Raw genomic sequence first — 24,973 nt, 5'->3', positions numbered from 1 at the left:
GATTAGAACTTCTGGGCGTAGTCGAGGTAGTAGATGCGACCGTCGATGCTGTAGAGCTCGTCGTCATAGGTGAAGCCATCGCTCTCGAGGGACGGGCCCGCGTTGAACATGTTCTTCACCCCGACCTGGATCTTGCCGTTCCAGGGCGCATCCACCCCGACGTTCAGGTTCCAGGTGGTCTGGGACGCGATGTGGCCCACTTCCTCACCGGTGTCGGCGATGTAGTCCTGGCTCTGGGAGTCGATGTAGTTCGCGCTCAGATAGGTATCCATGTTCCACCATTGGGGCACGTTGACACCCACGCCGGAGCTGAAGCGCATCTGTGGCAGACCGTTCTGGCCGATCTTGTCGATGACGGGGCCACCGGCGTACAGGCCTTCCTTGTACTCCAGGATGTAGGTGCCGCCCAGGTCATAGCGGATGGTGGCGGAGTTCAGGTCGTAGCGGTAATCCAGCTTGAGATCCAGGCCGCTGGTGTTCAGGGTACCCAGGTTGACCATAGGTGCGATGGCACCGCTGATCTTGCCCTGGCTGTTGCGGGTGATGTTGCTGGAGCCGCCGTTGTTCAGCTCGTCATAGATGACGGACTGCAGGGAGTTCAGCTGGATCACGTCCTTGATCTTGATGGTGTAGTAGTCCAGGGAGAGGTTCAGGTCATCCACCGGGCTGTAGGCCACCCCGAAGTTCCAGGTGTCCGCGGTCTCTTCCTTCAGATCCTCGTTGGCGGTGCGGGTGGTGTCGTACTGGCGGTTCGGGCAGTCTGCTGCCGAGATGCCGTTGGCCTCGCAGTAGACATAGTCCTTGGCCCAGTCGGCCGAGAAGGAGTCAGCCGCATAGAGATCGCTCAGGCTGGGGGCGCGGAACGAGCGGGACCAGGAGGTACGCAGCATCAGGTTGTCGAGCGGCTGGTAACGCAGGCTCGCCTTGGGGGAGAAGGCGCTGCCGAAGTCGCTGTAATCATCGAAGCGACCGGCCAGGTTCAGCTCGACCTGCTCGGTGATGGGCACCAGTGACTCGACGTAGGCGGCGGTGACGTCGCGCACCCCGCCGGAGGAGTTGCCGGCGGAGCCGATGATGTTGCCAGCCTCGGACTGGGCATCGTACTTGTCGGTATAGACCCAGTCGTTGTACTCGGCACCGGCGTACCAGCTGACCGGACCGGCCGGCAGCTCACCCATGTCCCACTGGACACCGGCGTACCACTGGTAGAAGTCCATGGTGGAGCGGCGGCTGGTGTCGGCGGCCATGGCGGCCGTGCTCTTGGGATCGAATTCGCCACCGACGAACTTGCCGTCGGCGATGGCCTGTTGGGCGGCGGATTTGAGCACGTAACCGGTGCCGTTCTCCTTGTTGTCGGTCTTGGAATACATGTAACCGGCGTTCCACTGCATGTCACCGACGCTTTCGGTGGTGACGGTGCCCTCGAAGCCGAGGTTCAGGCTGCCGGTCATGTCGGTGACGTAGTTGTCACGGGGGCCGACGTTGCTGAAGCGGTAGTAGGCGTAAGCGGCTTCACCCAGACCCTGGGTGGCGGCGGCATCCAGGCCGTTGTCAGCGAAGAATTGCGCGTTTTTCGGGTTGGCCGGGTCTATGGCGAAGGCGCCGGCGGCGGGGGCGAAGCGACCGAAGCTCTCGACCCGGGAGCCGATGATTTGCGGCACGAAGTCCACGGTGTCGTTGATGTGGTAGCGACCGTTCACATACAGGGTGTCACGGCTGCGGGAGGCCGTGGTGGCCGCGACCTGGCCGTAGTTGAAGTTACAGCCGCCCTCGAACCCGACGAAGGGCTCCTTGCATGAGCCGTCTGCATTGGTGGCGCCGGCCAGGGGGCCGTATTTCCAGATGGGGTCGCCGTTGCCGTCCAGGCCGGTGATCCCTTCCACGTTGCGGCCATAGGGACTGGGAGCATCGTTGCCCTGCTTGGCAAGATAATCACGATCACGGCTGTAGATGACGTCCTTCTTGTCGTGCTCGTAGACCGCCATCAGCGAACCCTTCTCGCCGTTGACGCCTGCCACGACGGAGCCGCTCTTCTCGTCACCGCCCTCTTCGGTCGGGGAACCGAGGCGACCCTGGAAGGTCAGGCCTTCGTAGCCCTCTTTGAGCACCACGTTGATGACACCGCCGATGGCGTCGGAACCATAGATGGCCGAGCCGCCGTCCAGGTTGACTTCGACCCGCTCAACGGCGGCCATGGGGATGGTGTTCAGGTTGATGGAGGTGCCACCCATGGTGGGGGAACCCGCGACCCGCTTGCCGTTCAGCAAGACCAGGGTGCGCTCTGAACCCAGGCCGCGCAGGCCGACGGTGGATTGGGACTGGAAGGAGCTGCCGGAAGCCGGGGAGACGCCACCAAAGGAGTTGTAGGAGGCCTGTTTGAGGTAATCGGCGACGGTCTGTTGACCGGATTGCTCGATTTTTGCCTTGGTCACGGAGACGACCGGGGTGGAGCCTTCCACATCGACTCGGGAGATCCGCGAGCCGGTGACCTTGATTTTCTGCAGTTTTTCGACGTTCTGGCCCTCTTCGGCCAGGACAGGGGTGGCCACAACTGCCGCGCTCGCCAAGGCAAACGCTACGGCAGCAGAGAGTCTGCTTTTCCTAAGCATCGCTAGTATCCTTCCTGATTGTTTATTGTTTGCTTCCTTTACCGCCCTCGTTGGAGCGGTGCGTAAGGCTTATCAAGGTTTGATGATTGACGTCAAATGGAGCGGCCAGGATGGGGAAGAGATAGGGGATTAGAATACTATGTAGGATTTCGGCATATTTTTTGGCGTTTTATTCCGCAAGAAATGCGAACAATAATGTAAAGATGTTGTTAATTTTGTCTTTTGCCATTTTATTGATTATTTTTGAACTTATCGATAAGTCGCCTGTCGCAATGTTCTTCATATCGCGTAATGACATTTTCTCAGTATTTAAATCTGTATTTGGGTGTGAGGCAGTTTCTGTTCAGGTTTCGTTCTTGGGATATTTCCCTCTTCTTTTATGGATAAAATGAAAACAGGGTGTGATTGATTTTATCTTTTTGTTTTTATTGGTTTTTTGTGTTTTTGATGTGGGTGTTCAATTAATTTTTCAATAATTAAAAACAAGTTAAATGAGAATGCGTAGCAGTTTTTTATATGGAAGTTGGATTTTTTGGAAAAAAACATCAGTGAGTTATGCTGTTGACGTCACTGACCGTTGACCGGGTTAGTTCTACTTGATTTTTGTTGCAGAGCTTTTACAGTGACCGAGCGGGATTGACTGCCAATACCAGTCAATTCAGTGAGTAATGCCAGGAAGGACAGGTCGGTCACCGGATGTGACTGACCATAAAAGAACAACAAGGACGAGGTTCCACCATGCTGTCGTATTTCCTACGTCGGATGCTTTTGATCATCCCGACGTTTCTCGGTATCACCCTGCTCGTCTTCACCATCACCCGCTTCGTGCCGGGCGGCCCGGTCGAGCGCATGTTGTTGCAGGCGCAGGTATCACAGAACGAGACCGGCCGCTCCAGTGGCAGCAAGGGGGCGCAGGCGCTCTCCGATGAGCAGATCGAGGAGCTCAAGGCCTTTTACGGCCTCGACAAGCCCATGCTGATCGCCTACTGGGAGTGGCTGCAGAAGCTGGCGGTGCTGGATCTCGGGGAGTCGACCCGTTACTACGAGCCGGTGTGGGATCTCATCAAGGACAGGCTACCGGTGACCGCCTTCTTCGGGCTGGCGACTTTCCTGCTGAGTTATGCCGTCTCCATCCCGCTCGGGGTGGCCAAGGCCCTCAGGCACAACAGCCGCTTCGATTCCTTGAGCTCCATGCTCATCTACATGGCCTATGCGCTGCCCGCCTACGTGGTGGGGATCTTCCTCATTACCGTCTTCGCGTTTCATCTGGAGTGGCTGCCCATGGGGGGCTTCCCGGGGGACGACTTCGACTCGATGGAGAGCAGTTGGGATCAGATCCGTACCGTCTTCGCTCACGCCCTGCTGCCACTCATCGCCTATGCCATCGGGGATTTCGCCATCCTCACCATGACCATGAAGAACAGCCTGATGGAGAACCTGTCGGCGGATTACGTGCGTACCGCCGTGGCCAAGGGGCTGCCGTTTCGCAAGGCGGTCACCGACCACGCCATGCGCAACAGCCTGATCCCCATCGCGAGCCACCTGGGATCGGTGCTCACCGTCTTCTTCGGGGGCTCCTTCCTCATCGAGACCATCTTCAACATCGACGGCATCGGCCTGCTCGGCTATGAGGCCATCGTCGAGCGGGATTACCCCACCGTCATGGGCATCCTGGCCATCACCTCCATGCTGATGCTGGTGGGCAATATCGTCTCCGACATCTGCGTTGCCCTGGTCGATCCCCGCGTGCGGTTTGGAGACTGAGCATGAACCTGAATCCGGTAACCCTGAAAAAACTCAAGCGCTTCAAGTCGATCAAGCGCGGCTACTACTCCTTTGTCATCTTTTCGGTCCTGGTGGTCATCTCCCTGCTGGCGGAACTCCTGGTCAACAGCCGGGCCCTGGCGGTGAGCTATCAGGGAGAGATCTACTTTCCCACCTATGGCGACGTGATCCCGGGCCAGCACTTCGGGCTCGATTACGAGTACGAGACCAACTACCGCCAGTTGCAAGCCAAGCTTGCGCAAGAGGCCAAGGGGGACTGGGTGCTGCTGCCCCTGGTGCCCTGGAACCCCTATGAGCAGGACTTCAAGGAGGAGGCCTACCCGCCCTACGCCCCCAACCTGGCGGAGCGCCACTTCCTCGGCACCGACACCAGCGGTCGCGACGTGCTGGCGCGCCTGGTCTACGGCTTTCGCATCGCCATCGGCTTTGCCTTCATCACCCTGGTGGCGAGCTATGTCATCGGGGTCAGCATCGGTTGCATGATGGGCTTTCTCGGCGGCCGGTTTGACCTTGTGTTGCAGCGTTTTATCGAGATCTGGTCTCAGGTGCCGTTTCTCTACGTCATCATGATCCTGGTGTCGCTGGCCAAGCCGAACTTCGGCCTGTTCGTGGGCATCAACGTGCTGTTCGGCTGGATGGGGATCACCTGGTACATGCGCACCCTCACCTACAAGGAGCGGGCGCGGGACTATGTGATGGCGGCGCGGGCGCAAGGGGCGACCACCCGGCGCATCATCTTCAACCATATCCTGCCCAACACCCTGATGATGATCGTCACCCTGGCGCCGTTCGCCGTGGTGGGCAATATCTCCACCCTGACGGCGCTGGACTATCTGGGCTTCGGTCTGGCGCCGCCAACCCCGAGCTGGGGGGAATTGCTCTCCCAGGGGATCAACAACCTGGATGCCATCTGGATCGTGAGCTCCGTGGTGGTGGCGGTGAGCCTGGTGCTGATCATGGTCTCCTTCATCGGCGAGGCGATCCGCGAGGCGTTCGATCCGCGCAAATTTACCCGTTATCAGTGACCCTGGGCACGCCTCATTGCCCTGGGTATCCAACCCTTAATTGAGACGCCCCCGGTGCAGGGGCTAGACCTGGAAGTCAAACATGAAAAATAAAATCAAATGGATAGGTGCGCTTTTTCTGCTGGTGAACGGATCCTGGGTGTGGGCCGCCAGCCTGCCTGCGGATCTCAAGTGGGAGACCAACGACACCGACCCCACCTTCGCCTCCCCCAAGGCGCTGCCCGGTGGCACTCTCAACCTCTTCATCGACAGCTTTCCGCTGACGTTTCGCACCGTGGGGCCCGATTCCAACGGTTCGTTCCGCTCCTTCATCCAGGACAACCAGCTGAGGCTCATCAGTTTCCATCCCAACACCGGCAACCCGATCCCCTCGCTGGCGAGCGCCTGGGCTATCGCGCCGGACAGCCAGACCGTCTACTTCAAGCTGGACCCCCGTGCCAAATGGTCTGACGGCAAGCCGGTCACCGCCGACGACTACACCTTCGGCTACGAGATGATGCGCTCCAAGGACATCAAGGGCCCCTGGTTCAACAACTACTACACCACAGAGGTGGTGGCGGTGGAGAAGGTTGACGATCACACCATCCTGGTGAAGGCAGGCAGTCGCAAGGCCAGGCTGGACCTGCTCAACACCACGGAGCTGTGGCCCCAGCCGAAGCACTACTACAAGATGGGACCGAACTGGGTGAAGCAGTACAACTGGGCTATAGTCCCGACCACGGGCCCCTATGTGATGAGCGAGGTGAAGAAGGGCAAGTCCATCACCTTCAGCAAGCAGCAGAACTGGTGGGCCCAGAACGATCGTTACAACCAGCACAGATTCAATATCGACCGCATCAAGGTGCAGGTGATCCGCGACCACAACATCGCGTTTCGCCACTTCCTGAAAGGGGAGCTGGACACTTTCGAGATGATCCTGCCCAACTGGTGGCATGAAAAAGCGGTCACCCCGGAATACAAGAAGGGGTACGTGCAGAAGGTGATGGCGATGACCGACACCAAGCAGGGGGGGCAGGGGGTGCACCTCAATGTGGCCAATCACAAGCTGGCGGACGTGAATGTGCGCCTCGGCATCCAGCACGCCATGAACCTGGACAAGATGATAGCGACCGTGCTTCACGGCGACTACGACAGGGCCACCACCTTTGGTTCGGGCTTTGGCGAATTCACCGACATCAAGCTGCCGGAGCGGGCCTATGACATCACCAAGGCGCGGGAGTACTTCGCCAAGGGCGGCTACAACAAGCCGGGGCCGGACGGCATCTTGCAAAACGACAAGGGGGAGCGGTTGACCCTTGCCCTCACCTACACCAGCCAGGAGCACTCCAAGCGGCTGACCGTACTCAAGGAAGAGGCCAAGAAGGCGGGCCTGGATCTGGAGCTCAACCTGGTGGATGGCGCCACCGGCTTCAAGGTGATGCTGGAGAAGAAGCACGAGGCTGCCTGGCTCGGCTGGGGTGGCGGTGGTCTCTACCCGCAATATTGGGAGTCGTTCCACTCGGCCAACGCCAACAAGCCGCAGACCAACAATCTGTTCAATGTGGCCGACAAGGAGCTGGATGCCCTGATCGACGCCTACAACGTCGAGTTCGACATGACCAAGCGTGCCGAGATCTCCCGTCAGGTCCAGCAGCGCATCTATGATCTCGCCATCTTCGTGCCCGGGGTGCAGCTCAACTACGTGCGGGCCAGCAGCTGGCGTCATGTGATGCTGCCGGAGGTGCCCGCCACCCGTAACACACCGGATCTGCTCTATTGGCCCATGGATGGCTACCCCCACAGCAGTGGCGGCCTGCTCTGGCTCGATCCCAAGGTGCAGGAAGAGACCCGTAAGGCCAAGGACGCGGGTGAAGCGCTTGCGCCCATCACCCTGATCGACAAGACCTATGCGCATCATTGAGAAGGGGGAGGCGATGGCAGAGACACAGGCTCCCATCCTCGACGTTCGAGAGAATGGGGGGAAGTTCACCGCTGATGGCGGCCAGGGCATGGCCCCCATCCTGGAGGTCAGCGATCTCGAGGTGGAGTTCGCGGTCGATGACGGCAAGATAAAGGTGCTCGACGGGGTCAGCTTCAAGGTAGCCCCGGGCCAGACCCTGGGGATAGTCGGCGAGTCCGGCTGCGGCAAGAGCGTCACCTCGCTGGCCATCATGGGGCTGTTGCCGAGGCCCCACGGTCAGGTGGTGGCGGGTTCCATCCGCTTTCAGGGGGAGGAGCTGCTCACTCTGGCACCGGATCAGATGTACAAGGTGCGCGGCAACCGCATCTCGATGATCTTCCAGGAGCCGATGACGGCGCTCAACCCGGTGCAGACCGTGGGGGATCAGCTGATGGAGGTGTTCAGCCTGCACAGGCCCGATTTCAGCAAGGCCCAGCGCAAGGAGGCCGCCATCGCCATGCTGCAGAAGGTGGGGATCCCGGAGCCGGCCCAGCGTTTTGCCGTCTATCCCCACAACCTCTCCGGCGGCATGCGCCAGCGGGTGATGATCGCCATGGCGCTCGCCTGCGAGCCGGATTTGCTCATCTGCGACGAGCCGACCACGGCGCTGGATGTCACCATCCAGGCCCAGATCCTGGATCTGATGAAGGCGCTGCAGGCCCAGACCGGCATGGCCATCATCTTCATCACCCATGATCTCGGGGTGGTGGCCGAGCTGTGCGACGAGGTGGTGGTGATGTATGCGGGCCGCGCCGTGGAGCGGGCCGACATCTTCGAGCTGTTTGACCACCCGCGCCATCCCTATACTCATGGTCTGATGGCCTCGATCCCGCGCCTCGAAGATGTGCCCAAGAGCCTGCTCAAGACCATCAAGGGCCAGGTGCCCGCCCTGCACGAGATGCCAGCGGGCTGCCGCTTCTCCAACCGTTGCCCCCACGCCACCGAGATCTGCGTGAGCACCATACCGGCGACAGAACAGCTGAGCGATCGCCACGCAGTGGCCTGCCACCACTGGAAGGAGTTGAGCATATGAGCGTCTTGTTGTCGGTGCGGGAGTTGAAACAGCACTTCAGCAACAGGGAAGGGGCTATGTCGGCTCTTCACCAGGATGGACGGGAGTGGCGGCGATGAGCGTCTTGTTGTCGGTAAGGGACTTGAAGCAGCATTTCAAGATGGGTGGCGGTTTCTTGCGCAAACCCTACACCGTCTATGCGGTGGATGGCATCAGCTTTGACCTCAAGCAGGGGGAGACGCTGGGGCTGGTAGGGGAGTCCGGCTGTGGCAAGTCCACCCTGGGCCGTTCCCTGCTCAAGCTGTTTGAGCCCACGGCGGGGCAGATAAGTTTCGAGGGACGCGACATCACCCGGTTGTCACCCGGGGAGATGCGATCCCTGCGCCAGGAGATGCAGATCGTGTTTCAGGATCCTGCAGAGTCTCTCAATGGTCGTCACACCGTGGGTCAGATCCTGGAAGAGCCCTTCATCATCCACGGTAAAGGCAACACGGAGCAGCGACGGGGCTGGGTGCTGGAGCTGCTGGACAAGGTGGGCCTGCCGAAGAGTGCGGTAGATCGCTATCCTCACGAGTTTTCAGGCGGTCAGCGCCAGCGCATCGGCATTGCCCGTGCCATCGCCCTCAAACCCAGGCTGCTGGTGTGTGACGAGGCGGTATCGGCGCTGGATGTCTCGGTACAGTCCCAGATAGTGAACTTGCTGCTCACCCTGCAGCGGGAGATGAATCTGGCCATCATCTTCATCGCCCACGATCTGTCGGTGGTCAAGCACATCTCGGACCGGATAGCGGTGATGTACCTCGGGCGCATCGTCGAGTTGGCAGAGGCCCAGCAACTTTATCTGAGCCCGCGCCATCCCTACACCCAGGCGCTTATCTCGGCGATCCCGGTGCCGGATCCTCGCCGGCGCAACCAGCGCATCCTTCTGACCGGGGATGTGCCCTCACCCATCTCTCCCCCGAGCGGTTGTCATTTCCATCAACGTTGCCCCTATGCCACGGATCTGTGCCGCAGTACCTCGCCGAGTCTCGAGCCGTGTGGCACAGAGGCCCATCAGGTTGCCTGCCACTTCCCCTTGCCTGCCGTGGAGGCGGTGCCGTTGGGAAAGGCGGTCTGATGCCGGCGTCCGCTTCGCCACGGCCGGTATCACAGCAAGGCGGTGTCGAGGATGATCAATAAAAAATGGGGCCTGTGGGCCCCATCTTCATGGTTGGAGTTCAGGTTTGGCCGTGGAACATCTGGCCCGGGCAGGACAGCGCCCCGAGGGGGTGGCTGTTGTGTGGATTGCGTTATTTTGTAATTTTACTACTTTTGTTGCTTCGACATCCGAGCCGGCGACATCAGGCGCCATAGCGGAAGTAGTAGTTGCGAGTCGAAGGCGCATAAGTGTCTTTCTCTTGTGTGCCTTTCTTGCTGGATGCACCCTTCAGGTGGAACAGCACTGCCAGGTTCTCAAACATAGTCTTACCTCTTTGTTCTGTTGCTTATTGCTTCATGTGACCTTGGTCACACTTTGATGCTAGAGGCTTTTGTGATCTCGATCAACTTATTGTGTTGTAAATTTACATAAATCATGGAAAAGGTTTTCAAATCCAGGGTTGCTTATGGATACGATTTCAAGGGGGATCAGCAGGGCAATGAAGGGAGGCAATGCAGGGAAAGCAGGGGCGCAGCCCCAATGACATGCCCCGCACTGGGCGGGGCATGAAGCGGCAGGGGAGGCGGTGCTTACTTGGCCGGGATCTGCTCCAGCACGTGGACCAGCAGTTGCCAGAAGCGCTCGACCGCCGGGATGTGTACCTTCTCGCCCGGCGCGTGGGCGCCGCGGATGGTCGGGCCGAAGGAGACCATGTCCCAATCCGGGTAGGCGCTCTTGAACAGACCGCACTCGAGGCCGGCGTGGATCACCATGACGTTCGGCATCTCGCCGAACAGGGTCTGGTAGCTGCTGCGCACCAGGGCCATGACGGGGGAGTCCACGTTCGGTGCCCAGCCCGGGTAGGCGCCGGTGAACTCACAGCTGGCGCCTGCCAGGCTGAACAGGGAACGGGTCATCTGCTCGACGCTCTCGCGACCGGAGTCGATCAGGGAGCGGATCAGGCACTGCACATACACCTCGCCCTCCAGGGTCTTGATGACGCCGAGGTTGGTGGAGGTCTCGGTGACGCCCGGGATGGCGTCGCTCATGCGCATCACCCCGTTGGGGCAGGCCACCAGGGCGTCCAGCAGGCGGGTCTGGAGGGATTCGCTCATCAGCTTGGCGGGCGTGTCCCGGCCGTTTAGCAGCACGGTGAGGTTCGCCTCGGTGGCGGCCAGCTCGCTCTGGTAGATGCCGGCGTAGCGGTCAACCAGGGCCTTGAACTCACTGACGCTGGCGGTGGGCACCAGCAGGGTGGCGCGGGCTTCGCGGGGGATGGCGTTGCGCAGGGTACCGCCGCTTATCTCGGCCAGACGCACCCCCAGCGGCTCGGCGGCCTTGAGCAGGCGCACCAGCAGCTTGTTGGCGTTGCCACGACCGCGGTGAATGTCGACCCCGGAGTGACCGCCCCGCAGCCCCTTCACCTGCAGCTCGAAGCCTTCGCCTTCAGTTGCGGCGACTTGCTCCAGCGGGAAGCGGATATTGGCATCCACGCCGCCGGCGCAGCCCATGTAGACCTCGCCATCCTCTTCGGAGTCGGTGTTGAGCAGGATCTCGCCCTCCAGCCAGCCCGCTTCCAGGCCGAAGGCGCCTGTCATACCTGTCTCTTCATCCGTGGTCAGCAGCACTTCCAGCGGGCCGTGCTTGATGGTCTTGTCCGCCAGCACGGCCAGGCAGCCTGCCATGCCCATGCCGTTGTCGGCGCCCAGGGTGGTGCCACGGGCGGTGACCCATTCACCGTCGATATAGGCATCGATAGGGTCTTTGGTGAAGTCGTGCTGGGTGTCGGCATTGGCCTGGGGCACCATGTCGATGTGGGCCTGCAGCACCACAGCCTTGCGGTTTTCCATGCCCGGGGTGGCCGGCTTCTTGATGATGATGTTGCCCACGGCGTCTTGCTTGACCGCCAGGCCTTCTCCCTGGGCCCACTGCACTATCCAGGCGCTCAACTTGGCCTCGTGCTTGGAGGGGTGGGGAATGGAGCAGATCTGCTCGAAGAATTGCCAAATCAATTTGGGAGACAGAGAACTAAGCTGTGCCACGTCGGGACTCCTTACCAGCACGGAAATGGACAGGGCCCAGTGGGCCGCAGAAGAGGGTAACGATAATACAGTCAATCACACAAAAATGTGAGCGATCTGCGCAAATTGCGGTCTGCTTGTGCTGATAAAGGGAGCCTGAATGGCGAACATGACTGCCTTGCCCGTGTGTACCAGCAGAAGATGAAATTCGTGATGTGCATCACAAAAATATTGTCTTTTCGCCGCCGGGTGGTAAATTAGCCGCCGTGGGTCAACCACTTGTCAGGACGACAATCAATGCCTCCAGGGAACCGAAGCAAAGCAAGTGCGCCTCCACGGAACCGAGTGTCTGTTCAAGGATTTGAACCCGCATTAAAGGTACGTAACTTGTTAAGCAATCAGGAGTTCATTATGTCAGGCAGCAATTCAACCTATTGGTTTGCCCAGTCCCTCTATACCCAGGGTTTCAACTATCCGAACCCCTACGCAGGTCGCCGTTAAGCCGGGCAGTCAGCCAGGCTGACAGAGAAAGCAGAAAAGCAGCAGGTGTGTGAGGGTTCCATCCTCCCCCTGCTATTTTTTTACCCGAAATTCGAGGTTTGCTCTTCGAATGAGCACCCAGTTGATGAGGACTGAGCCCCGAGGGGAGGCGAGGCAGGCAGGAGATGACCGACTTTTCCTGTTTTTCGCATACGTTTGCCAGTCATTTTATCTGCAAAGGGTGCTATCATACCGGCCCAACAGCTGGCCTGAGGTCTGGGTTTCGATCGATATGGCCGCCAGCCATGCCCGTCCTGCTTTCAATGCATCTGCTTTTTGCTGCCGAGGGTTCACCCCTGAGGCCGCAAAAGTGCAAGCAAAATTCAGGAAACGGTGGCCAGAATTTACCGGATCCCGTGTGTCTGCCGGGACTCTTACGCCTTAAGTGATTGCCTTTATAACTCGTTGAGATCGATAGCATGCCAAAAAAGTTCTATGTGTCGTGGGATAACCTGCAACGTGAAGCGCGCCGTCTGGCCCGTCGTCAACTGCCCGTCAGCCAGTGGAAAGGGATCATCGCGGTCAGCCGTGGTGGCCTGGTGCCTGCCGCCCTGATGGCCCGCGAACTTGGCATTCGCAACGTCGAAACCCTCTGCATCTCCAGCTATGACCACAACAGCCAGCGTGAGCTGGTGGTCGTCAAGGCCGCCACCACCGCCGGTGACGGCGAAGGCTGGCTGGTAGTGGACGATCTGGTGGACACCGGTGGTACCGCCAAGGCGATCCGTGACCTCTATCCCAAGGCCAAGTTCATCACCATCTTCGCCAAGCCGATGGGTGAGCCGCTGGTGGATGACTTCGAGGTCGCCATCCCGCAGGACACCTGGATTGAGCAGCCCTGGGACATGGCGCTGGAGTTTGCCAACCCGATCTGCGACGAAGAGTAATTGCCGCTGCCTTGGCGCACCGCCCCTGACTGCTGCGGGGGCGGGTTGCTCGCGCCGATGGCAAGACGGTTTCATAAGGCCCCTGTTTGGGGCCTTATGTGTTTATGATGTGGCTGCCTGCGGTGAAAAGTGGTTAAGATGGGCCATTGTTTGAGACAGAAGAGTCACCATCTTGGAACCAAACGACGATACCAACCTGACGGAAAAGCTGTTCACCCGGGTCAAAAAGGTATTGGAAACCTCCGAAATATCCAACTCCAGCCCGGTCGAAGAGCAGGACAGCTCCCTGGCCGAGAGTTTCATCGACGGCGCCCTGTCGCCCCATTGGTATCGCCTGCTGCGCCGGCCGACCTGGGCCTGGCAGGGGGCGGATCCGGTGGAGGTGGAGCAGACCCTGGCCCGCATCGCCATGGGGCAGGGGGAACGCAGCCATGAGCGCTATCTGGATACCATCAAGGGCTATGTGCCCGGCAACTGGGTCTATGAGTGGAGCCAGCTGGCTGGCCGCTACTTCAATGCCGGGCGCGAGCTGGTGAGCCAGGGCGATAGCGCCGGAGCGCTGAAGAATCTGCTCAAGGCGGTGCGCTACTACTCCATCGCGAGCTACCCCCACCTCAAGAATGACGAGCTGGCGGACCAGGCCCAGTTGCTCTGCAACATGGCCTACCGCGAGGCGGGCAGGCTGTTCAAGGTGCCCCTCAAGGAGCTGCAGGTCCCGTTCCGGGGCAAGACCATTCAGGGTTATCTGCACCTGCCCACCACCGACAAGCCTGTGCCTCTGGTCATCGTCAGTGGCGGCATCGACGCCCTCCAGGTCGACTTCCTCAACTTCTACTTCAAGTGCCTCGAGCCCCACGGCATCGGCATGCTGTCGCTGGATATGCCGGGAACCGGCTATGCGGAGCACTGGCCGCTGGTGCAGGACACCAGTCGCCTGCACCAGGCGGTGCTCAACCACCTCTCCGAGGTGGCCTGGGTCGATCATCAGCGCATCGCCATGGTGGGATTCCGCCTCGCCGGCAATGTGGCAGCACGCCTCGCGTTCATCGAGCCCTTCAAGCTCAGGACTGTGGTCTGCATCGGGGCCGGCATCAATCAGGTGTTTACCAATCAGGAGATGTTTGCCCGTTGTCCGCGCATGATGCGGGACGGGCTGGCGAATCGCCTGGGGGCCGATGCCGCCCAGTGGGATCTGCTGCGTACCAAGTGCCAGGTCTTCTCCCTCAAGACTCAGGGGTTGCTGGGGAGTCGCACCTCTGTGCCCATCCTGAGCATTGGCCACAAGCGTGACTTCATTTGTCCCGAGCCGGATGTCCGGGCCCTGGCCTCCGCCAGCCGCAATGGCAAGGCGGTGGTGTTTGACAAACAGCCTCTGCTCGAGGTGTATGACGAGGCGCTCAAAGAGACGGTAGATTGGCTAAAGAAACACTTATGTACATGATATAGAACTAAAAATGTAACATCACCATGTGATGGTATGGCTTGTTCAACAGGGAGGTTAGCATGTCAGAAAGAGTGACCTACAAGCGATTGCTGAGGCAATTCGCGGCCATTGGCCCCTATCTGCGCGAGGATCTGTGCGAGGAGGGACGCTACCGCTTCGACTGCCTTTCCGTCTGTGTCAGTGCCAAACCGGCGCCGGACAAGCGGGAGTTCTGGGGCTGGTGGCTGGTGCTGGAGCAGGAGGACCACAGCTTCAGCTATCACTATCAGGTCGGGTTCTACAATGCGGACGGGGTGTGGCTCGACAAGCCGCTGCCCAAGAAGCACCAGGCCGAGGTCGAACGAACCCTCAACCACTTCTACAAACTCATCAGCGGCAAGCTGACCCTGTTGGAGTGCACCTTGTCTCCCGCGAAGCAGGTCACCAACGAGCTGAACGTGACGGCGGCCTGATCTGCCTGGGCCCTGTGGTCATCGATCCGCGGGGCCCCCTCTTTGCCATGACAGCTGTGAGGCTTAATTGCCTTGCAGGGCAACAGGGCCGTGGGTATAAAGGGATTCCTTACTTTTCTGACCTTTTGTTCCCATGGAAAACAGAACCATAGTCGTCAAATTGGGCACCAGCGTGCTCACCGGGGGATCTGCCCATCTCAATCGTGCCCACATGGTGGAGCTGGTCAGGCAGTGTGCCGCCCTGCATCGACACGGGCACCGTGTCGTGCTGGTGACCTCTGGCGCCATCGCCGCTGGACGTGAGCATCTGGGACACCCTCCGCTGGCGCCGACCCTGCCCAACAAGCAGATGCTGGCGGCAGTCGGTCAGACCCAGTTGATCCGGGTTTGGCAGGACCTGTTCAACCTCTATGGTCTGCACATCGGCCAGATGTTGCTGACCCGCGCCGATCTGGAGGACAGGGAACGTTACCTCAATGCCCGTGACACCCTGCGCACCCTGCTCGATCACCGCATCATCCCCGTCATCAACGAGAACGACGCCGTGGCCACCGCCGAGATCAAGGTAGGGGACAACGACAACCTCTCCGCCCGCGCCGCCATCCTGGCCGATGCGGATCTGCTGATCCTGCTGACCGACCAGAAGGGGCTCTTCACCGCGGACCCTCGCACCAACCCGGATGCCCAGCTCATCGAAGAGGTGCAGACCATAGACGACACCCTGCGATCCCTCGCCGGTGACAGCGTCAGCGGTCTGGGCACCGGCGGCATGGCCACCAAGCTGCAAGCCGCCGACGTGGCGCGCCGCGCCGGGGTCAACGTGGTGATCGCCACCGGCCAGATCCCGGAAGTGATCGGTCGCCTTGCCGCTGGCGAGCGGGTGGGCACCCTGTTCCCGGCACTGGCCTCGCCGCTGGAAGGGCGCAAGAGCTGGATCCTGGCAGGGCCGCCCCCTCACGGCGAAGTCCAGGTGGATCAGGGGGCCGTGGCCGCCATGCAGGAGAAGGGCTCCAGCCTGCTGCCCAAGGGCATAGTCGCGGTCAAGGGAGACTTCGTCCGTGGCGACGTGGTGCGGATCCTGGGCCCCCAGGGGGGTGAGCTGGCCCGTGGCATCTGCCGTTACGATCATCTGGAGCTTGAGAAGCTGCGGGGCGTACACTCGGATCAGATAGAGGCCGTGCTGGGTTACGGCTATGGCGCCGTTGCCATCCACCGGGATGATATGGTGCTGTTGTGATGCACCGGCCCAGAGCCTGAAGTCACGGGACCATGGGCCATTCATAGAGATGACATGGTGCTGCCGTAAGGCGGCACTCAGAAAGGAACCACATTATGAGTCTGGAGAAAATGGGGCAGGCGGCCCGCGAGGCCGCCTATCAGCTGGCGACCATCAGCACGGCGCAGAAAAACCGCGCGCTGGCCGCCATCGCCGATGAACTGGAGGCGCACAGTGCGCAGATCCTGGCTGCCAACGAGAAGGATATCGCGGCAGGCCGCGATGCCGGCTTGTCGGAAGCCATGCTGGATCGCCTGCTGCTCAACCCCGCCCGCCTCGCCGGCATAGTGGCGGATGTGCGCAAGGTGATCTCCCTTGACGATCCGGTCGGCGCCGAAATCGACAGCCGGGTGCTGGAGAACGGCCTTCGCCTCTCCCGCCGCCGGGTACCCATCGGGGTCATCGGCGTCATCTACGAGGCGCGCCCCAACGTCACCATCGACATCGCCAGCCTCTGCCTCAAGACCGGCAACGCCAGCATCTTGCGCGGTGGGCGCGAGACCTTCCACTCCAACCTGGAGCTGGTGCGGGTGATCCAGCGCGCGCTGGCGGCCTCGGGCTTGCCTGGTGATGCGGTGCAGTACATCGACAACCCTGACCGGGCCCTGGTGGGCGAGCTGCTGCGCCTCGATCGCTATGTGGACATGATCATCCCCCGCGGCGGCGCCGGGCTGCACAAGATGTGCAAGGAGAACAGCTCCATCCCCGTCATCATCGGCGGCTTTGGCATCAGCCACATCTTCGTGGACGAGAGCGCCGATCTGGAACGTTCCCTCGCGGTCATCGACAACGCCAAGGTGCAGCGCCCCTCCGCCTGCAACGCCCTCGATACCCTGCTGGTCCACGAGAAGATCGCCGCCCGCTTCCTGCCGCAGCTGGTCTCCCTGATGAACGAGCGCCAGGTGACCCTGGTGGCCGCACCCAGCGCCATGCCACTGCTGGCCAGTGCCGACAACCTGTGCGAGGCGGGAGCGGAAGATTTCGACACCGAATGGCTGGGGCTGACTCTGGGGATCAAGCTGGTGGCGGATGTGAACGAGGCGCTGGCCCACATGCGCGAGCACAACGCCGGCCACTCCGACGCCATCCTGACCAACGATCTGGCCAATGCGGAGCGCTTCGTCAACGGTGCCGGTTCGGCGGCGGTCTACGTCAACGCCTCCACCCGCTTCACCGATGGCGGCCAGTTTGGCCTGGGGGCCGAAGTCGCGGTCTCGACCCAGATGCTGCACGCCCGCGGCCCCATGGGGCTGACCGAGCTGACCAGTTACAAGTGGGTCGGCCAGGCGGACTATCTGATCCGTGCCTGAGCAAGGCGATCAACATCTTGCCGTCAATGCCGACTCTGGTCGGCATTTTTGTGGTTTTTTATTGCGCACTATCAGTGGCTTGCATATAACTATCCAGCGAGAGATGGCGTCATTCAGGGCGCAAGATCAGGAAGGGGAGCGACTTCAAGGATGAAGCGACAGCATTGGATTACGCGGCTGACTCGCCTCTGGCTGGGGCTGCCGCTGCTGGTGGCGCTCTGCTTCAGCAGCCAGGGCCACGCCAGCTGGGATCAGGATCTCTACCGTCAGCTGGGTCTGGCGGGCAAGCTCGATAAACAGGTGTTCCGCAAGGCCCTGCTGGGCTATCAAGATGTGCGCCACAAGCGCAAACCCATCCTCACCATCATCGATTACAGCAAGCCCTCGACCATGCGCCGGCTGTTCGTCATCGACGTGAAGCGGCACAAGCTGCTCTACCACACCTGGGTCAGCCACGGTCGCAATTCGGGGGAGCTGGCGGCGCGCCAGTTCTCCAACCAGATGAATTCCCGGCAGAGTTCCCTCGGGGTCTATCGCACCGCCGAAACCTATCAGGGCAAGCACGGCTACTCCCTGCGCCTCGACGGACTGAGTCCGGGCAAGAACAGCAATGCCCGCAAGCGCGCCATCGTCGTGCACGGTGCTGACTATACGAGCCCGAGGCATCTGCAAAAATATGACAAGCTGGGCCGCAGCTGGGGTTGCCCCGCGCTGCCGCGAGAGCAGTCGAGGGCCATCATCGACATCATCAAGGGGGGGAGTGTCATCTATGCCCACGGCTGAGGCGGGTACCCCGAGCAATACAGGGCAAGAAGGCCAGCAAATGCTGGCCTTCGGTTGTCAGATGGAAGGGGGATTATTTGCGCACCACCAGCACCGGGCAGGGGGCGTGACGCACCACGGATTCCGCCACGCTGCCCACCAGCAGATGGCTGAGGCCGGAGCGACCGTGGCTGCCCATGACCAGCAGATCCACCTTGTCTTCCTTCGCCTGGAGGACGATCTCGTCGGCGGCGCGGCCGAAGCGCACCTCGAACTTGGCCGGGATGGGCAGGCTGGCGACCAGCTCCTTGAGCTGGCTCTTGGCCTGACGCTCCATCTCGTGGGTGATCTCGATGGCGGTCATGTGCAGGATCTTGTAGCTGTCGAAGCCGTGCAACTGGTCCACCACGTGCACCAGCTTGAGCTCGGCCTGGTGGCTCTGGGCCATGAAGACGGCGTAGTCGAGCACGGCCTTGGACATATCGGAAAAATCGACGGGACAGAGCAGGGATTTGATGGTTGGCATGAGAAAGCTCCCCTCAAGTTAGGTCACTAATGAATCTTATGATTCATGATACGGAACGATGGGGCAATAACCCTCGACCCGCTCGCAAAATCAGGAAAAATATGAACGGGCACGACGGCTTTCTATGCTATCTGTATGCCTGAATGTGCCGCCTGGCTGTGAGCGCCTGCTGACGGCAACATCTTAGAGGAAACACTGGTACATGGTTCGTCCGCTCCTGTTGTGCTGCTTGCTGCTCGTCTTGCCTGTTCGGGCCGACACCCTGCACGTTTATTGTGATGACTGGCCCGGCTTCTGCCAAAGGGATGGCAAAGGGGTCTATCTGGACCTTGTTCGCGCCATCTATGAACCCGAAGGGTATGTGGTAAAGCCTCACCTGGTGCCCTACAAGCGGGCGCTGGCGGTGGTGGCGCAGAAGGGGGGCGACATGGCGATGGGGGTCTATCGGGGGGAGGTGGCAGGCGTTCATCAGCCGGATTACCCCGACTCGGCCGACTACGTAACTGTGGTGATGCAGAAGCGCTGGTTGCCGCAATGGACCGGGGAGGCCAGCCTGAAGGAGCAGGAGGTGCTCTGGCTGCGGGGCTGGGCCTTCGACAAGTACATCCCGGTGACCATGCGCTGGTACGAGATAGACAACCACACCACGGCACTGCAATTGCTGCTCAAGGGGCGTTACCGTTACTACCTGACCGATGGCGCCCTCTACCCCAAGGGCGCCCTCCCGCCCGAGCTGGCTCAGGTCTTCCTGCGCTGGATCCCGACCTACCCCATCTTCGCCGATAACGAGAAGGGCAGGCAGCTGCATGGGCTCTGGGATCCCGGCATGCGCACCCTGATCAGGCAGGGAAGGTTGGCGGAGATCTATCGGAAAAACAGGCTCTACCACGACTACCGGGACTTTATCAGGGAGCAGGAGGCGAGGGCGCGCACGCTGGCACCATCACCGGATTGATGCGGCCTTGTGTCTGGCTGTCTGGATCACCTTCTTGCTCAGCCTTCAGCCTTCAGCCTTCAGCCTTCAGCCTTCAGCCTTCAGCCTTCAGCCTTCAGCCTTCAGCCTTCAGCCCTCAGCTTCTTGGCCAGCCGGTCGTAGAGGATCACGTTGACCGAGGCGGCCAGGTTCATGCAACCCTGAGTCGGTACGTAGATCACCTCCTTCACCGCAGCGAAGCGGGCGGGATCCAGCGTGCCATCCTCCGGCCCGAAGATGTAGAAGGCCCGCGCCGGGTGCACATAGTCCGGCAGCGAGGTGGCCCCCTCGATGAGATCCACCAGCACAGGGGTGCAGCCCTCGGGGACGAACGCCAGCAGATCCTCGACCCCGAGCAGGGGGATCTTCTCCACCATCTGCTTGGTGTCGGTGGCAAAGCGGCGCGCCAGCTCGAAGCGCTGCCCCGTGTAGTAGACCTCTTCTGCCCCGTAACAGCCGGCGGCCCGCATCACGGCTCCCACGTTCTCCGGTGACTTGGGATTGACCAGCCCGATGGCGCAATAATCGGGAGCCGCATCCGGCTGCACATCGACCCGCTGTGCGGCGCAGTAACCTGACTCTTTCATCTCGTTCTCCTCTGTGGCGGCGCATTATACCCTCGGCGCGCCCCTTGCCCAGCCTGTGGCGCCGACTCCCGTCCGGCGGGCCCAACAAGGGAGCAGTTGCACCGCTCTGGCGCAGCCCCGCGCCCTTGGCGCCCAGTGGCGACGCATCCTGCATCCTGGCGCGGGGTTTGCAGTCATTTCCTCATACAAGATGACTGAGGCTCATCCGGACAAAGGCGTCCGTCCCCGCAGGGGGGCGGACGCTTTTTTTATGGGCCCGTCATCCAACAGGACAAGGAGGCGGCCCCCGGGGGCCGCCGGCGACAAGGAGCGAGGGAATGAAGACCACCTGTGCCTATTGTGGAGTGGGGTGTGGCATCCGGTTGAGCCGGGAGGGCGACAACTGGCAGTTGCAGGGGGATGAACAGCATCCGGCCAATGGCGGCGCCCTGTGCGTCAAGGGGGCCAGCCTGCTGGAGAGCCTGGCCTTCCCCGATCGCCTGCTCTACCCGCGCTGGCTGGGGCAGCGCATCGGCTGGGATGAGGCGCTGGACACCCTGGCGCAGCGCCTTGCCGCCATCCTGGCCGAGTCCGGGCCCGAGGCCATCGGCATCTATCTGTCGGGCCAGCTCACCACTGAGGACTACTACGTCGCCAACAAGCTGATGAAGGGGTATCTGGGCAGTGCCAACGTGGACACCAACTCCCGGCTCTGCATGTCGTCGGCGGTGGTGGCCCACCAACGCGCCTTCGGGGAGGATCTGGTGCCCGCCTGCTACCAGGATCTGGAGCTAGCGGATCTGGTGGTGCTCACCGGTGCCAACACCGCCTGGACCCACCCCGTGCTGTTTCGCCGTCTGCAGCAGGCGCGGGCGCGCCGTCCCGAGCTCAAGGTGGTGGTGCTGGATCCCCGTCGCACCATGACGGCGGAGCAGGGGGATCTGCACCTGGCCCTCAAGCCCGGCAGCGACGTGGCGCTGTGGAACGGCCTGTGCCGCTACCTGCTCGACAGCGACGGCTGGGACAAGGCCTATGTGGCGCAACATGTGAGCGGCTTCGAGGCGCTGGCGGCGGCGCTGGACGACCCCGCCTGGCAACTGGACGAGGTGGCCCGCTGCTGCGGCCTCTCCCGCAGCGATCTGCTCGGCTTCTACCAGCTGTTTGCCCGCACCCCCAAGACGGTCACCCTGTTCTGCCAGGGGATCAACCAGTCCAACCAGGGGGTGGACAAGGCCAACGCCATCATCAACGCCCACCTGATGTGCGGCCGCATTGGCAAGCCGGGGGCGGCCCCCTTCTCCATGACGGGGCAACCGAACGCCATGGGGGGGCGCGAAGTGGGGGGGCTCGCGACCCAGCTTGCCGCCCACATGGGCTTTGGCGAGGAAGAGTGCGATCGGGTGCAGCGCTTCTGGCAGAGTCCGACCATGGTGCGCGGGCCCGGGCGCAAGGCCGTCGAGCTGTTCGAGGCGGTGCACCGAGGGGAGATCCGCGCCCTCTGGGTGCTCGGCACCAACCCGGCGGTCTCCCTGCCGGACGGCAACCGGGTGCGTGAAGCCCTGAGCCGCTGCGAGCTGCTGGTGGTCTCCGAGGTGACGGCCAACACCGACACGGCGCGCCTCGCCCATCTGCTGCTGCCCGCCGCCGCCTGGGGGGAGAAGAGCGGCACCGTCACCAACTCCGAGCGCACCATCAGTCGCCAACGCGCCTTTCTGCCCCTGCCGGGGGAGGCCAGGCCAGACTGGTGGGCGCTGACCCAGCTCGCCCGCCGGCTCGGTTTTGGCGAGGGGTTCGCCTATGAGCACGAGCACGAGATCTTCTGCGAGCACGCCGCCCTCTCCGGCTTCGAGAACCAGGGGCGCCGCCAGTTTGACATATCGGGGCTGGCGGGTCTGAGCCGAGCCGAGTTCGAGGCGCTGGAACCCCTGAGCTGGCCCGTCAATGCCGACTGGCCCCAGGGGAGGGCCCGATTGTTCGAGGATGGGCGCTTTGCCACCCCGGATGGCCGGGCCCGTCTGCTGCCCCTGGCCCAGCACTTCCCCCCCCAGCATGATGCCGCCCCCCGAGGGGAGGATCTCCCCCTGCTCCTCAACAGCGGCCGACTGCGGGATCAGTGGCACACCATGACCCGCACCGGTCACGTGCCCAGGTTGCAGGAGGCCGAGCCCTGGCCCAGGGTGCGGGTGGGTGCCGCCAGCCTGCTGGCGCTCGGTGCCAAGGAGGGGGACCTGGTGCGCCTTCACAACGAGCTCGGGGAGGCCCTGCTGCTGGTGGGGCTGGACGAGGGGCTCAGGGAAGGGGAAGCCTTCCTGCCCATGCACTGGACCGACAGCCAGTGCAGCCAGGGGGCGGTCAACCGCCTCATCGCCGCCGTGGTGGATCCCCTCTCCGGCCAGCCCATGTTCAAGCAGGGGCGGGTGCAGGCCAGGGCGCAAGCCACCCGTTGGCAGGGACTCTGGTGCGGCCGCCGGGACTGGCGCGAGCCGGTGGACTGGTGGGCCAGACGCCCTCTGCCCGAGGGCAACTGCACCCTGCTGGCCTCCTGGTCAGAGGCCCCCGAACTCCTGTGGCAGCGGCTGGCAACCCAGGGGCGCTGGCTGCGGCTCCCCCTGAAGGAGGGCTGGCTCGCCCTGGCCCTGGCCGGGGATCGCATAGAGGGCATCTTGCTGGTGGGGGAGCGGCGACCGGACATCAAGGTCGATCTGCTGGCCAGCCTGCTCGGCACGCCGCTGCAGGCGGGGGCCCTGAGCCAGACCCTGAGCCAGGCCCTGGCCGGTGAGAGCCGGCTGGTCTGCTCCTGCCTGCGGGTGTCGGAGCAGCGCATCGTCGATGCCATCACCCGGCAGGGGGTGAGCGAGCTGGCGGGGCTGCAGGCCCTGCTCGGCTGCGGCAGCAACTGCGGCACCTGCCTGCCCGAGATCGACAAGCTGTTGATCAAGCATGTCTATATCGCCCAGGCCTGAGGCCTGGGCAGCAACACAAGGAGTGTGCGATGAGCCAAATCAGTCTGGTAGGAGCGGGCCCCGGGCCCCTCGAATTGTTGACCCTGCGCGCCCTGCACCGCATCGAGGCGGCAGAAGTGGTGGTCTATGACCGCCTGGTGGGGAGCGAGATCCTGGCCAGGATCCCCCAGGGGGCGGCCCGCTTCGACGTGGGCAAGCGCTGCGGCGAGCCGAGCCCGACCCAGGAGGAGATCAATGCCCTGCTGCTGGCGCTGGCCCGCACCGGCAAGCGGGTGGTGCGGCTCAAGGGGGGGGATCCCCTGGTGTTCGGCCGGGGCGGGGAGGAGGCGCTGCACCTGGCCCGCCACGGCATCGAGGCCGAGTTGGTGCCTGGTATCACGGCGGCCCTGGGCTGCGCCGCCAGCACTCTTATTCCCCTGACCCACAGAGGGCTGGCCCGCTCCCTGACCCTGGTGACGGGTCATTTGATGGACGAGGGGGACTATCGGGGCTGGCAGGGGTTGACCCGGGCCGGCCATACCCTGGTGTTCTACATGGGGCTGGAGCGGGCGGCCCAGATCCGGCAAGGGTTGCTGGCGGCGGGGGCCTCGGGTGATCTGCCGGTGGCGCTGGTGGTGGCCGGGTGCAGTGCGCGCCAGCAGGTCCATCACGCCCGGCTGGAGGGACTGGAGCAGGCCGCCCGTGCCCTGCTCGGCCAGAGCCCCGTGCTGATGATCATGGGGGAGGTGGTGAACCTTGGCGCCGAGCTGCAGGCCCTGCTGAACCAGACCATGGAGCGGGTAGCCTGAGCCGGGTTTCCCCCTCTACCCCCACTACCTCCTGATGGATAAAAAGGAGGTAGATTCAAATAGTTGGCCTTCATGTTGCGGCATTGGCAGCAGACACGTTGCGATAGCCGTTGGCAAGGAGCGCCATGACTACTCTTCCCCGGGGCCAGGATGGCCCCCCCTCCCGCCTGCTGATCCACGCCGATGATCCGGGCCAGGCCAATCGCCTGGCCCTGCTGGTCAGCCACTACGGTCATCAGCCCAGGATACTCGACACCCGCCAGCTGCTGACTCCGATGGAGCAGGGGGAGGCCCTGTTGGTCAGCTGCCGCCAGTTCGGCGCCGAGGTGCGCCTCGGCCTCTCCCTCTGGCCCGACATGCCGCGCCTCTTGTTCTGCGAGCGGCTCGGGGGCGATACCCAGCTCGCCCTGCTGCAGCAGGGGGTGTTGCTGGTGCCCCACCCCTGCGGCGAGCGGGAGCCGGTGGAGCAGTGGTTGCGGCTCGCCCGCAGCCAGCTCGCCATGGTGCAGACCCTGATGCAGACCGAGAGCGAGCTGCGCCAGAAGCTGGTGGAGCGGCGGCTCATCGAGCAGGCCAAGGGGCGCCTGATGCGTCATCAGGGGCTGGACGAGGAGCAGGCCTATCGCCTGATGCGCAGCACCGCCATGAGCCGCCACCTGAGCCTGGGGGAGCTGGCGCGGCAACTGCTGCAGGCATTGCCCGCCTGAGCGCCCCGCTGGCAAACCGTTTTGGTGCAATTGCGCCTAATTGAGGCAAACAGGGGGGAAAAGGAGGGAAGAAAAAGCCGGGAAAGGCCGTCCGATGCGGCTTGGCCAATCTGGCACGAAAAGTGAATTACCCAACATACAAGGAGTGATGGCGCCCAGGGCCCGTCACTCGCAACAGGGCAAAGAGGCCTCACCGATCCCGGATCGGTGGGGCTTTTTTTTGGTCGCCATCCTGCAACGAGGCAGGAGG

The 24,973-nt window shown here is 62.2% G+C and carries 19 protein-coding genes; 15 read left to right on the top strand and 4 right to left on the bottom strand.

The features are described from left to right. Window positions 1–2: 2 nt before the first annotated feature. Window positions 3–2,609 (bottom strand): TonB-dependent receptor plug domain-containing protein, encoded by a 2,607-nt coding sequence (locus tag PG898_RS12820; RefSeq protein WP_042649864.1) that lies wholly within the window; start codon window positions 2,607–2,609, stop codon window positions 3–5. A gap of 738 nt (window positions 2,610–3,347) precedes the next feature. On the opposite strand from PG898_RS12820, the gene PG898_RS12815 reads away from it, so the two are divergent. The 5 genes from PG898_RS12815 (at window position 3,348) to PG898_RS12795 (ending at window position 9,487) form a co-directional block, all read left to right on the top strand. Beyond that, window positions 3,348–4,373, top strand: a complete 1,026-nt coding sequence (locus tag PG898_RS12815) for an ABC transporter permease subunit (RefSeq protein ID WP_041205130.1) — start codon at window positions 3,348–3,350, stop codon at window positions 4,371–4,373. Window positions 4,374–4,375: 2 nt separating this feature from the next. Next, on the top strand, window positions 4,376–5,419 hold the full coding sequence (locus PG898_RS12810; RefSeq protein ID WP_042649866.1) for an ABC transporter permease: 1,044 nt from the start codon (window positions 4,376–4,378) through the stop codon (window positions 5,417–5,419). Window positions 5,420–5,501: 82 nt separating this feature from the next. Beyond that, window positions 5,502–7,319 carry an extracellular solute-binding protein gene (locus PG898_RS12805; protein WP_270824731.1) on the top strand — a complete coding sequence of 606 codons (1,818 nt, stop codon included), beginning with the start codon at window positions 5,502–5,504 and terminating at the stop codon, window positions 7,317–7,319. A gap of 13 nt (window positions 7,320–7,332) precedes the next feature. After that, window positions 7,333–8,391, top strand: a complete 1,059-nt coding sequence (locus tag PG898_RS12800) for an ABC transporter ATP-binding protein (RefSeq protein WP_171274330.1) — start codon at window positions 7,333–7,335, stop codon at window positions 8,389–8,391. 94 nt (window positions 8,392–8,485) lie between these two features. Further along, window positions 8,486–9,487, top strand: coding sequence for an ABC transporter ATP-binding protein (locus PG898_RS12795; RefSeq protein ID WP_226171675.1), 1,002 nt, complete (start codon window positions 8,486–8,488; stop codon window positions 9,485–9,487). A 611-nt stretch (window positions 9,488–10,098) separates the two neighbouring features. Here PG898_RS12795 and PG898_RS12790 read toward each other — a convergent pair. Further along, complete coding sequence (locus PG898_RS12790; RefSeq protein WP_043130004.1) at window positions 10,099–11,550, bottom strand: aminoacyl-histidine dipeptidase; 1,452 nt, start codon at window positions 11,548–11,550, stop codon at window positions 10,099–10,101. 938 nt (window positions 11,551–12,488) lie between these two features. Between PG898_RS12790 and gpt the strand changes: the two genes are divergently transcribed. From gpt to PG898_RS12760, 6 genes are all read left to right on the top strand, one after another. Beyond that, window positions 12,489–12,956, top strand: coding sequence for a xanthine phosphoribosyltransferase (gpt, locus tag PG898_RS12785; RefSeq protein ID WP_005325980.1), 468 nt, complete (start codon window positions 12,489–12,491; stop codon window positions 12,954–12,956). Between the two features lie 172 nt (window positions 12,957–13,128). Continuing rightward, window positions 13,129–14,397 carry an esterase FrsA gene (gene frsA, locus PG898_RS12780; RefSeq protein ID WP_043130003.1) on the top strand — a complete coding sequence of 423 codons (1,269 nt, stop codon included), beginning with the start codon at window positions 13,129–13,131 and terminating at the stop codon, window positions 14,395–14,397. A 62-nt stretch (window positions 14,398–14,459) separates the two neighbouring features. Beyond that, window positions 14,460–14,852 (top strand): sigma factor-binding protein Crl, encoded by a 393-nt coding sequence (crl, locus tag PG898_RS12775; RefSeq protein ID WP_218409555.1) that lies wholly within the window; start codon window positions 14,460–14,462, stop codon window positions 14,850–14,852. Between the two features lie 133 nt (window positions 14,853–14,985). Continuing rightward, window positions 14,986–16,089 carry a glutamate 5-kinase gene (gene proB, locus PG898_RS12770; RefSeq protein ID WP_005325991.1) on the top strand — a complete coding sequence of 368 codons (1,104 nt, stop codon included), beginning with the start codon at window positions 14,986–14,988 and terminating at the stop codon, window positions 16,087–16,089. Window positions 16,090–16,184: 95 nt separating this feature from the next. Then, window positions 16,185–17,438 (top strand): glutamate-5-semialdehyde dehydrogenase, encoded by a 1,254-nt coding sequence (locus PG898_RS12765; protein WP_270824730.1) that lies wholly within the window; start codon window positions 16,185–16,187, stop codon window positions 17,436–17,438. Between the two features lie 150 nt (window positions 17,439–17,588). Further along, window positions 17,589–18,221, top strand: a complete 633-nt coding sequence (locus PG898_RS12760; protein WP_270824729.1) for a murein L,D-transpeptidase catalytic domain family protein — start codon at window positions 17,589–17,591, stop codon at window positions 18,219–18,221. 73 nt (window positions 18,222–18,294) lie between these two features. On the opposite strand, the gene PG898_RS12755 is transcribed toward PG898_RS12760, so the two are convergent. Continuing rightward, on the bottom strand, window positions 18,295–18,726 hold the full coding sequence (locus tag PG898_RS12755; RefSeq protein ID WP_005325997.1) for a universal stress protein: 432 nt from the start codon (window positions 18,724–18,726) through the stop codon (window positions 18,295–18,297). 202 nt (window positions 18,727–18,928) lie between these two features. Here PG898_RS12755 and PG898_RS12750 point away from each other — a divergent pair, with 202 nt between their 5' ends. Further along, entirely contained in the window at window positions 18,929–19,681 is a 753-nt protein-coding gene (locus PG898_RS12750) for a substrate-binding periplasmic protein (RefSeq protein ID WP_041205143.1), read from the top strand. 101 nt (window positions 19,682–19,782) lie between these two features. On the opposite strand, the gene PG898_RS12745 is transcribed toward PG898_RS12750, so the two are convergent. Further along, window positions 19,783–20,286, bottom strand: a complete 504-nt coding sequence (locus PG898_RS12745) for an RNA methyltransferase (protein WP_005325999.1) — start codon at window positions 20,284–20,286, stop codon at window positions 19,783–19,785. 317 nt (window positions 20,287–20,603) lie between these two features. On the opposite strand from PG898_RS12745, the gene PG898_RS12740 reads away from it, so the two are divergent. From PG898_RS12740 to PG898_RS12730, 3 genes are all read left to right on the top strand, one after another. After that, a complete protein-coding gene (locus tag PG898_RS12740) occupies window positions 20,604–23,228 on the top strand; it encodes a nitrate reductase (protein WP_270824728.1) in 2,625 nt (874 codons plus the stop codon). Between the two features lie 29 nt (window positions 23,229–23,257). Then, window positions 23,258–24,016 carry a uroporphyrinogen-III C-methyltransferase gene (gene cobA, locus PG898_RS12735; RefSeq protein WP_081934461.1) on the top strand — a complete coding sequence of 253 codons (759 nt, stop codon included), beginning with the start codon at window positions 23,258–23,260 and terminating at the stop codon, window positions 24,014–24,016. Between the two features lie 125 nt (window positions 24,017–24,141). Next, on the top strand, window positions 24,142–24,723 hold the full coding sequence (locus PG898_RS12730) for an ANTAR domain-containing response regulator (protein WP_171273335.1): 582 nt from the start codon (window positions 24,142–24,144) through the stop codon (window positions 24,721–24,723). Window positions 24,724–24,973 lie beyond the last annotated feature (250 nt).

It is taken from the genome of Aeromonas sp. QDB31 (assembly GCF_027707605.1).
GTDB lineage: Bacteria > Pseudomonadota > Gammaproteobacteria > Enterobacterales > Aeromonadaceae > Aeromonas > Aeromonas media.
The sequence above is the reverse complement of the archived record's forward strand: the minus strand, read 5'-3'. Positions and strand labels throughout refer to the sequence as shown.

Bases quoted from the DNA above. Each gene is read 5' to 3' on its own strand.
- PG898_RS12820 (WP_042649864.1), bottom strand. From the start codon at position 2,609: ATGCTTAGGAAAAGCAGACTCTCTGCTGCCGTAGCGTTTGCCTTGGCG.
- PG898_RS12815 (WP_041205130.1), top strand. From the start codon at position 3,348: ATGCTGTCGTATTTCCTACGTCGGATGCTTTTGATCATCCCGACGTTT.
- PG898_RS12810 (WP_042649866.1), top strand. From the start codon at position 4,376: ATGAACCTGAATCCGGTAACCCTGAAAAAACTCAAGCGCTTCAAGTCG.
- PG898_RS12805 (WP_270824731.1), top strand. From the start codon at position 5,502: ATGAAAAATAAAATCAAATGGATAGGTGCGCTTTTTCTGCTGGTGAAC.
- PG898_RS12800 (WP_171274330.1), top strand. From the start codon at position 7,333: ATGGCAGAGACACAGGCTCCCATCCTCGACGTTCGAGAGAATGGGGGG.
- PG898_RS12795 (WP_226171675.1), top strand. From the start codon at position 8,486: ATGAGCGTCTTGTTGTCGGTAAGGGACTTGAAGCAGCATTTCAAGATG.
- gpt (WP_005325980.1), top strand. From the start codon at position 12,489: ATGCCAAAAAAGTTCTATGTGTCGTGGGATAACCTGCAACGTGAAGCG.
- crl (WP_218409555.1), top strand. From the start codon at position 14,460: ATGTCAGAAAGAGTGACCTACAAGCGATTGCTGAGGCAATTCGCGGCC.
- proB (WP_005325991.1), top strand. From the start codon at position 14,986: ATGGAAAACAGAACCATAGTCGTCAAATTGGGCACCAGCGTGCTCACC.
- PG898_RS12765 (WP_270824730.1), top strand. From the start codon at position 16,185: ATGAGTCTGGAGAAAATGGGGCAGGCGGCCCGCGAGGCCGCCTATCAG.
- PG898_RS12760 (WP_270824729.1), top strand. From the start codon at position 17,589: ATGAAGCGACAGCATTGGATTACGCGGCTGACTCGCCTCTGGCTGGGG.
- PG898_RS12755 (WP_005325997.1), bottom strand. From the start codon at position 18,726: ATGCCAACCATCAAATCCCTGCTCTGTCCCGTCGATTTTTCCGATATG.
- PG898_RS12750 (WP_041205143.1), top strand. From the start codon at position 18,929: ATGGTTCGTCCGCTCCTGTTGTGCTGCTTGCTGCTCGTCTTGCCTGTT.
- PG898_RS12745 (WP_005325999.1), bottom strand. From the start codon at position 20,286: ATGAAAGAGTCAGGTTACTGCGCCGCACAGCGGGTCGATGTGCAGCCG.
- PG898_RS12740 (WP_270824728.1), top strand. From the start codon at position 20,604: ATGAAGACCACCTGTGCCTATTGTGGAGTGGGGTGTGGCATCCGGTTG.
- cobA (WP_081934461.1), top strand. From the start codon at position 23,258: ATGAGCCAAATCAGTCTGGTAGGAGCGGGCCCCGGGCCCCTCGAATTG.
- PG898_RS12730 (WP_171273335.1), top strand. From the start codon at position 24,142: ATGACTACTCTTCCCCGGGGCCAGGATGGCCCCCCCTCCCGCCTGCTG.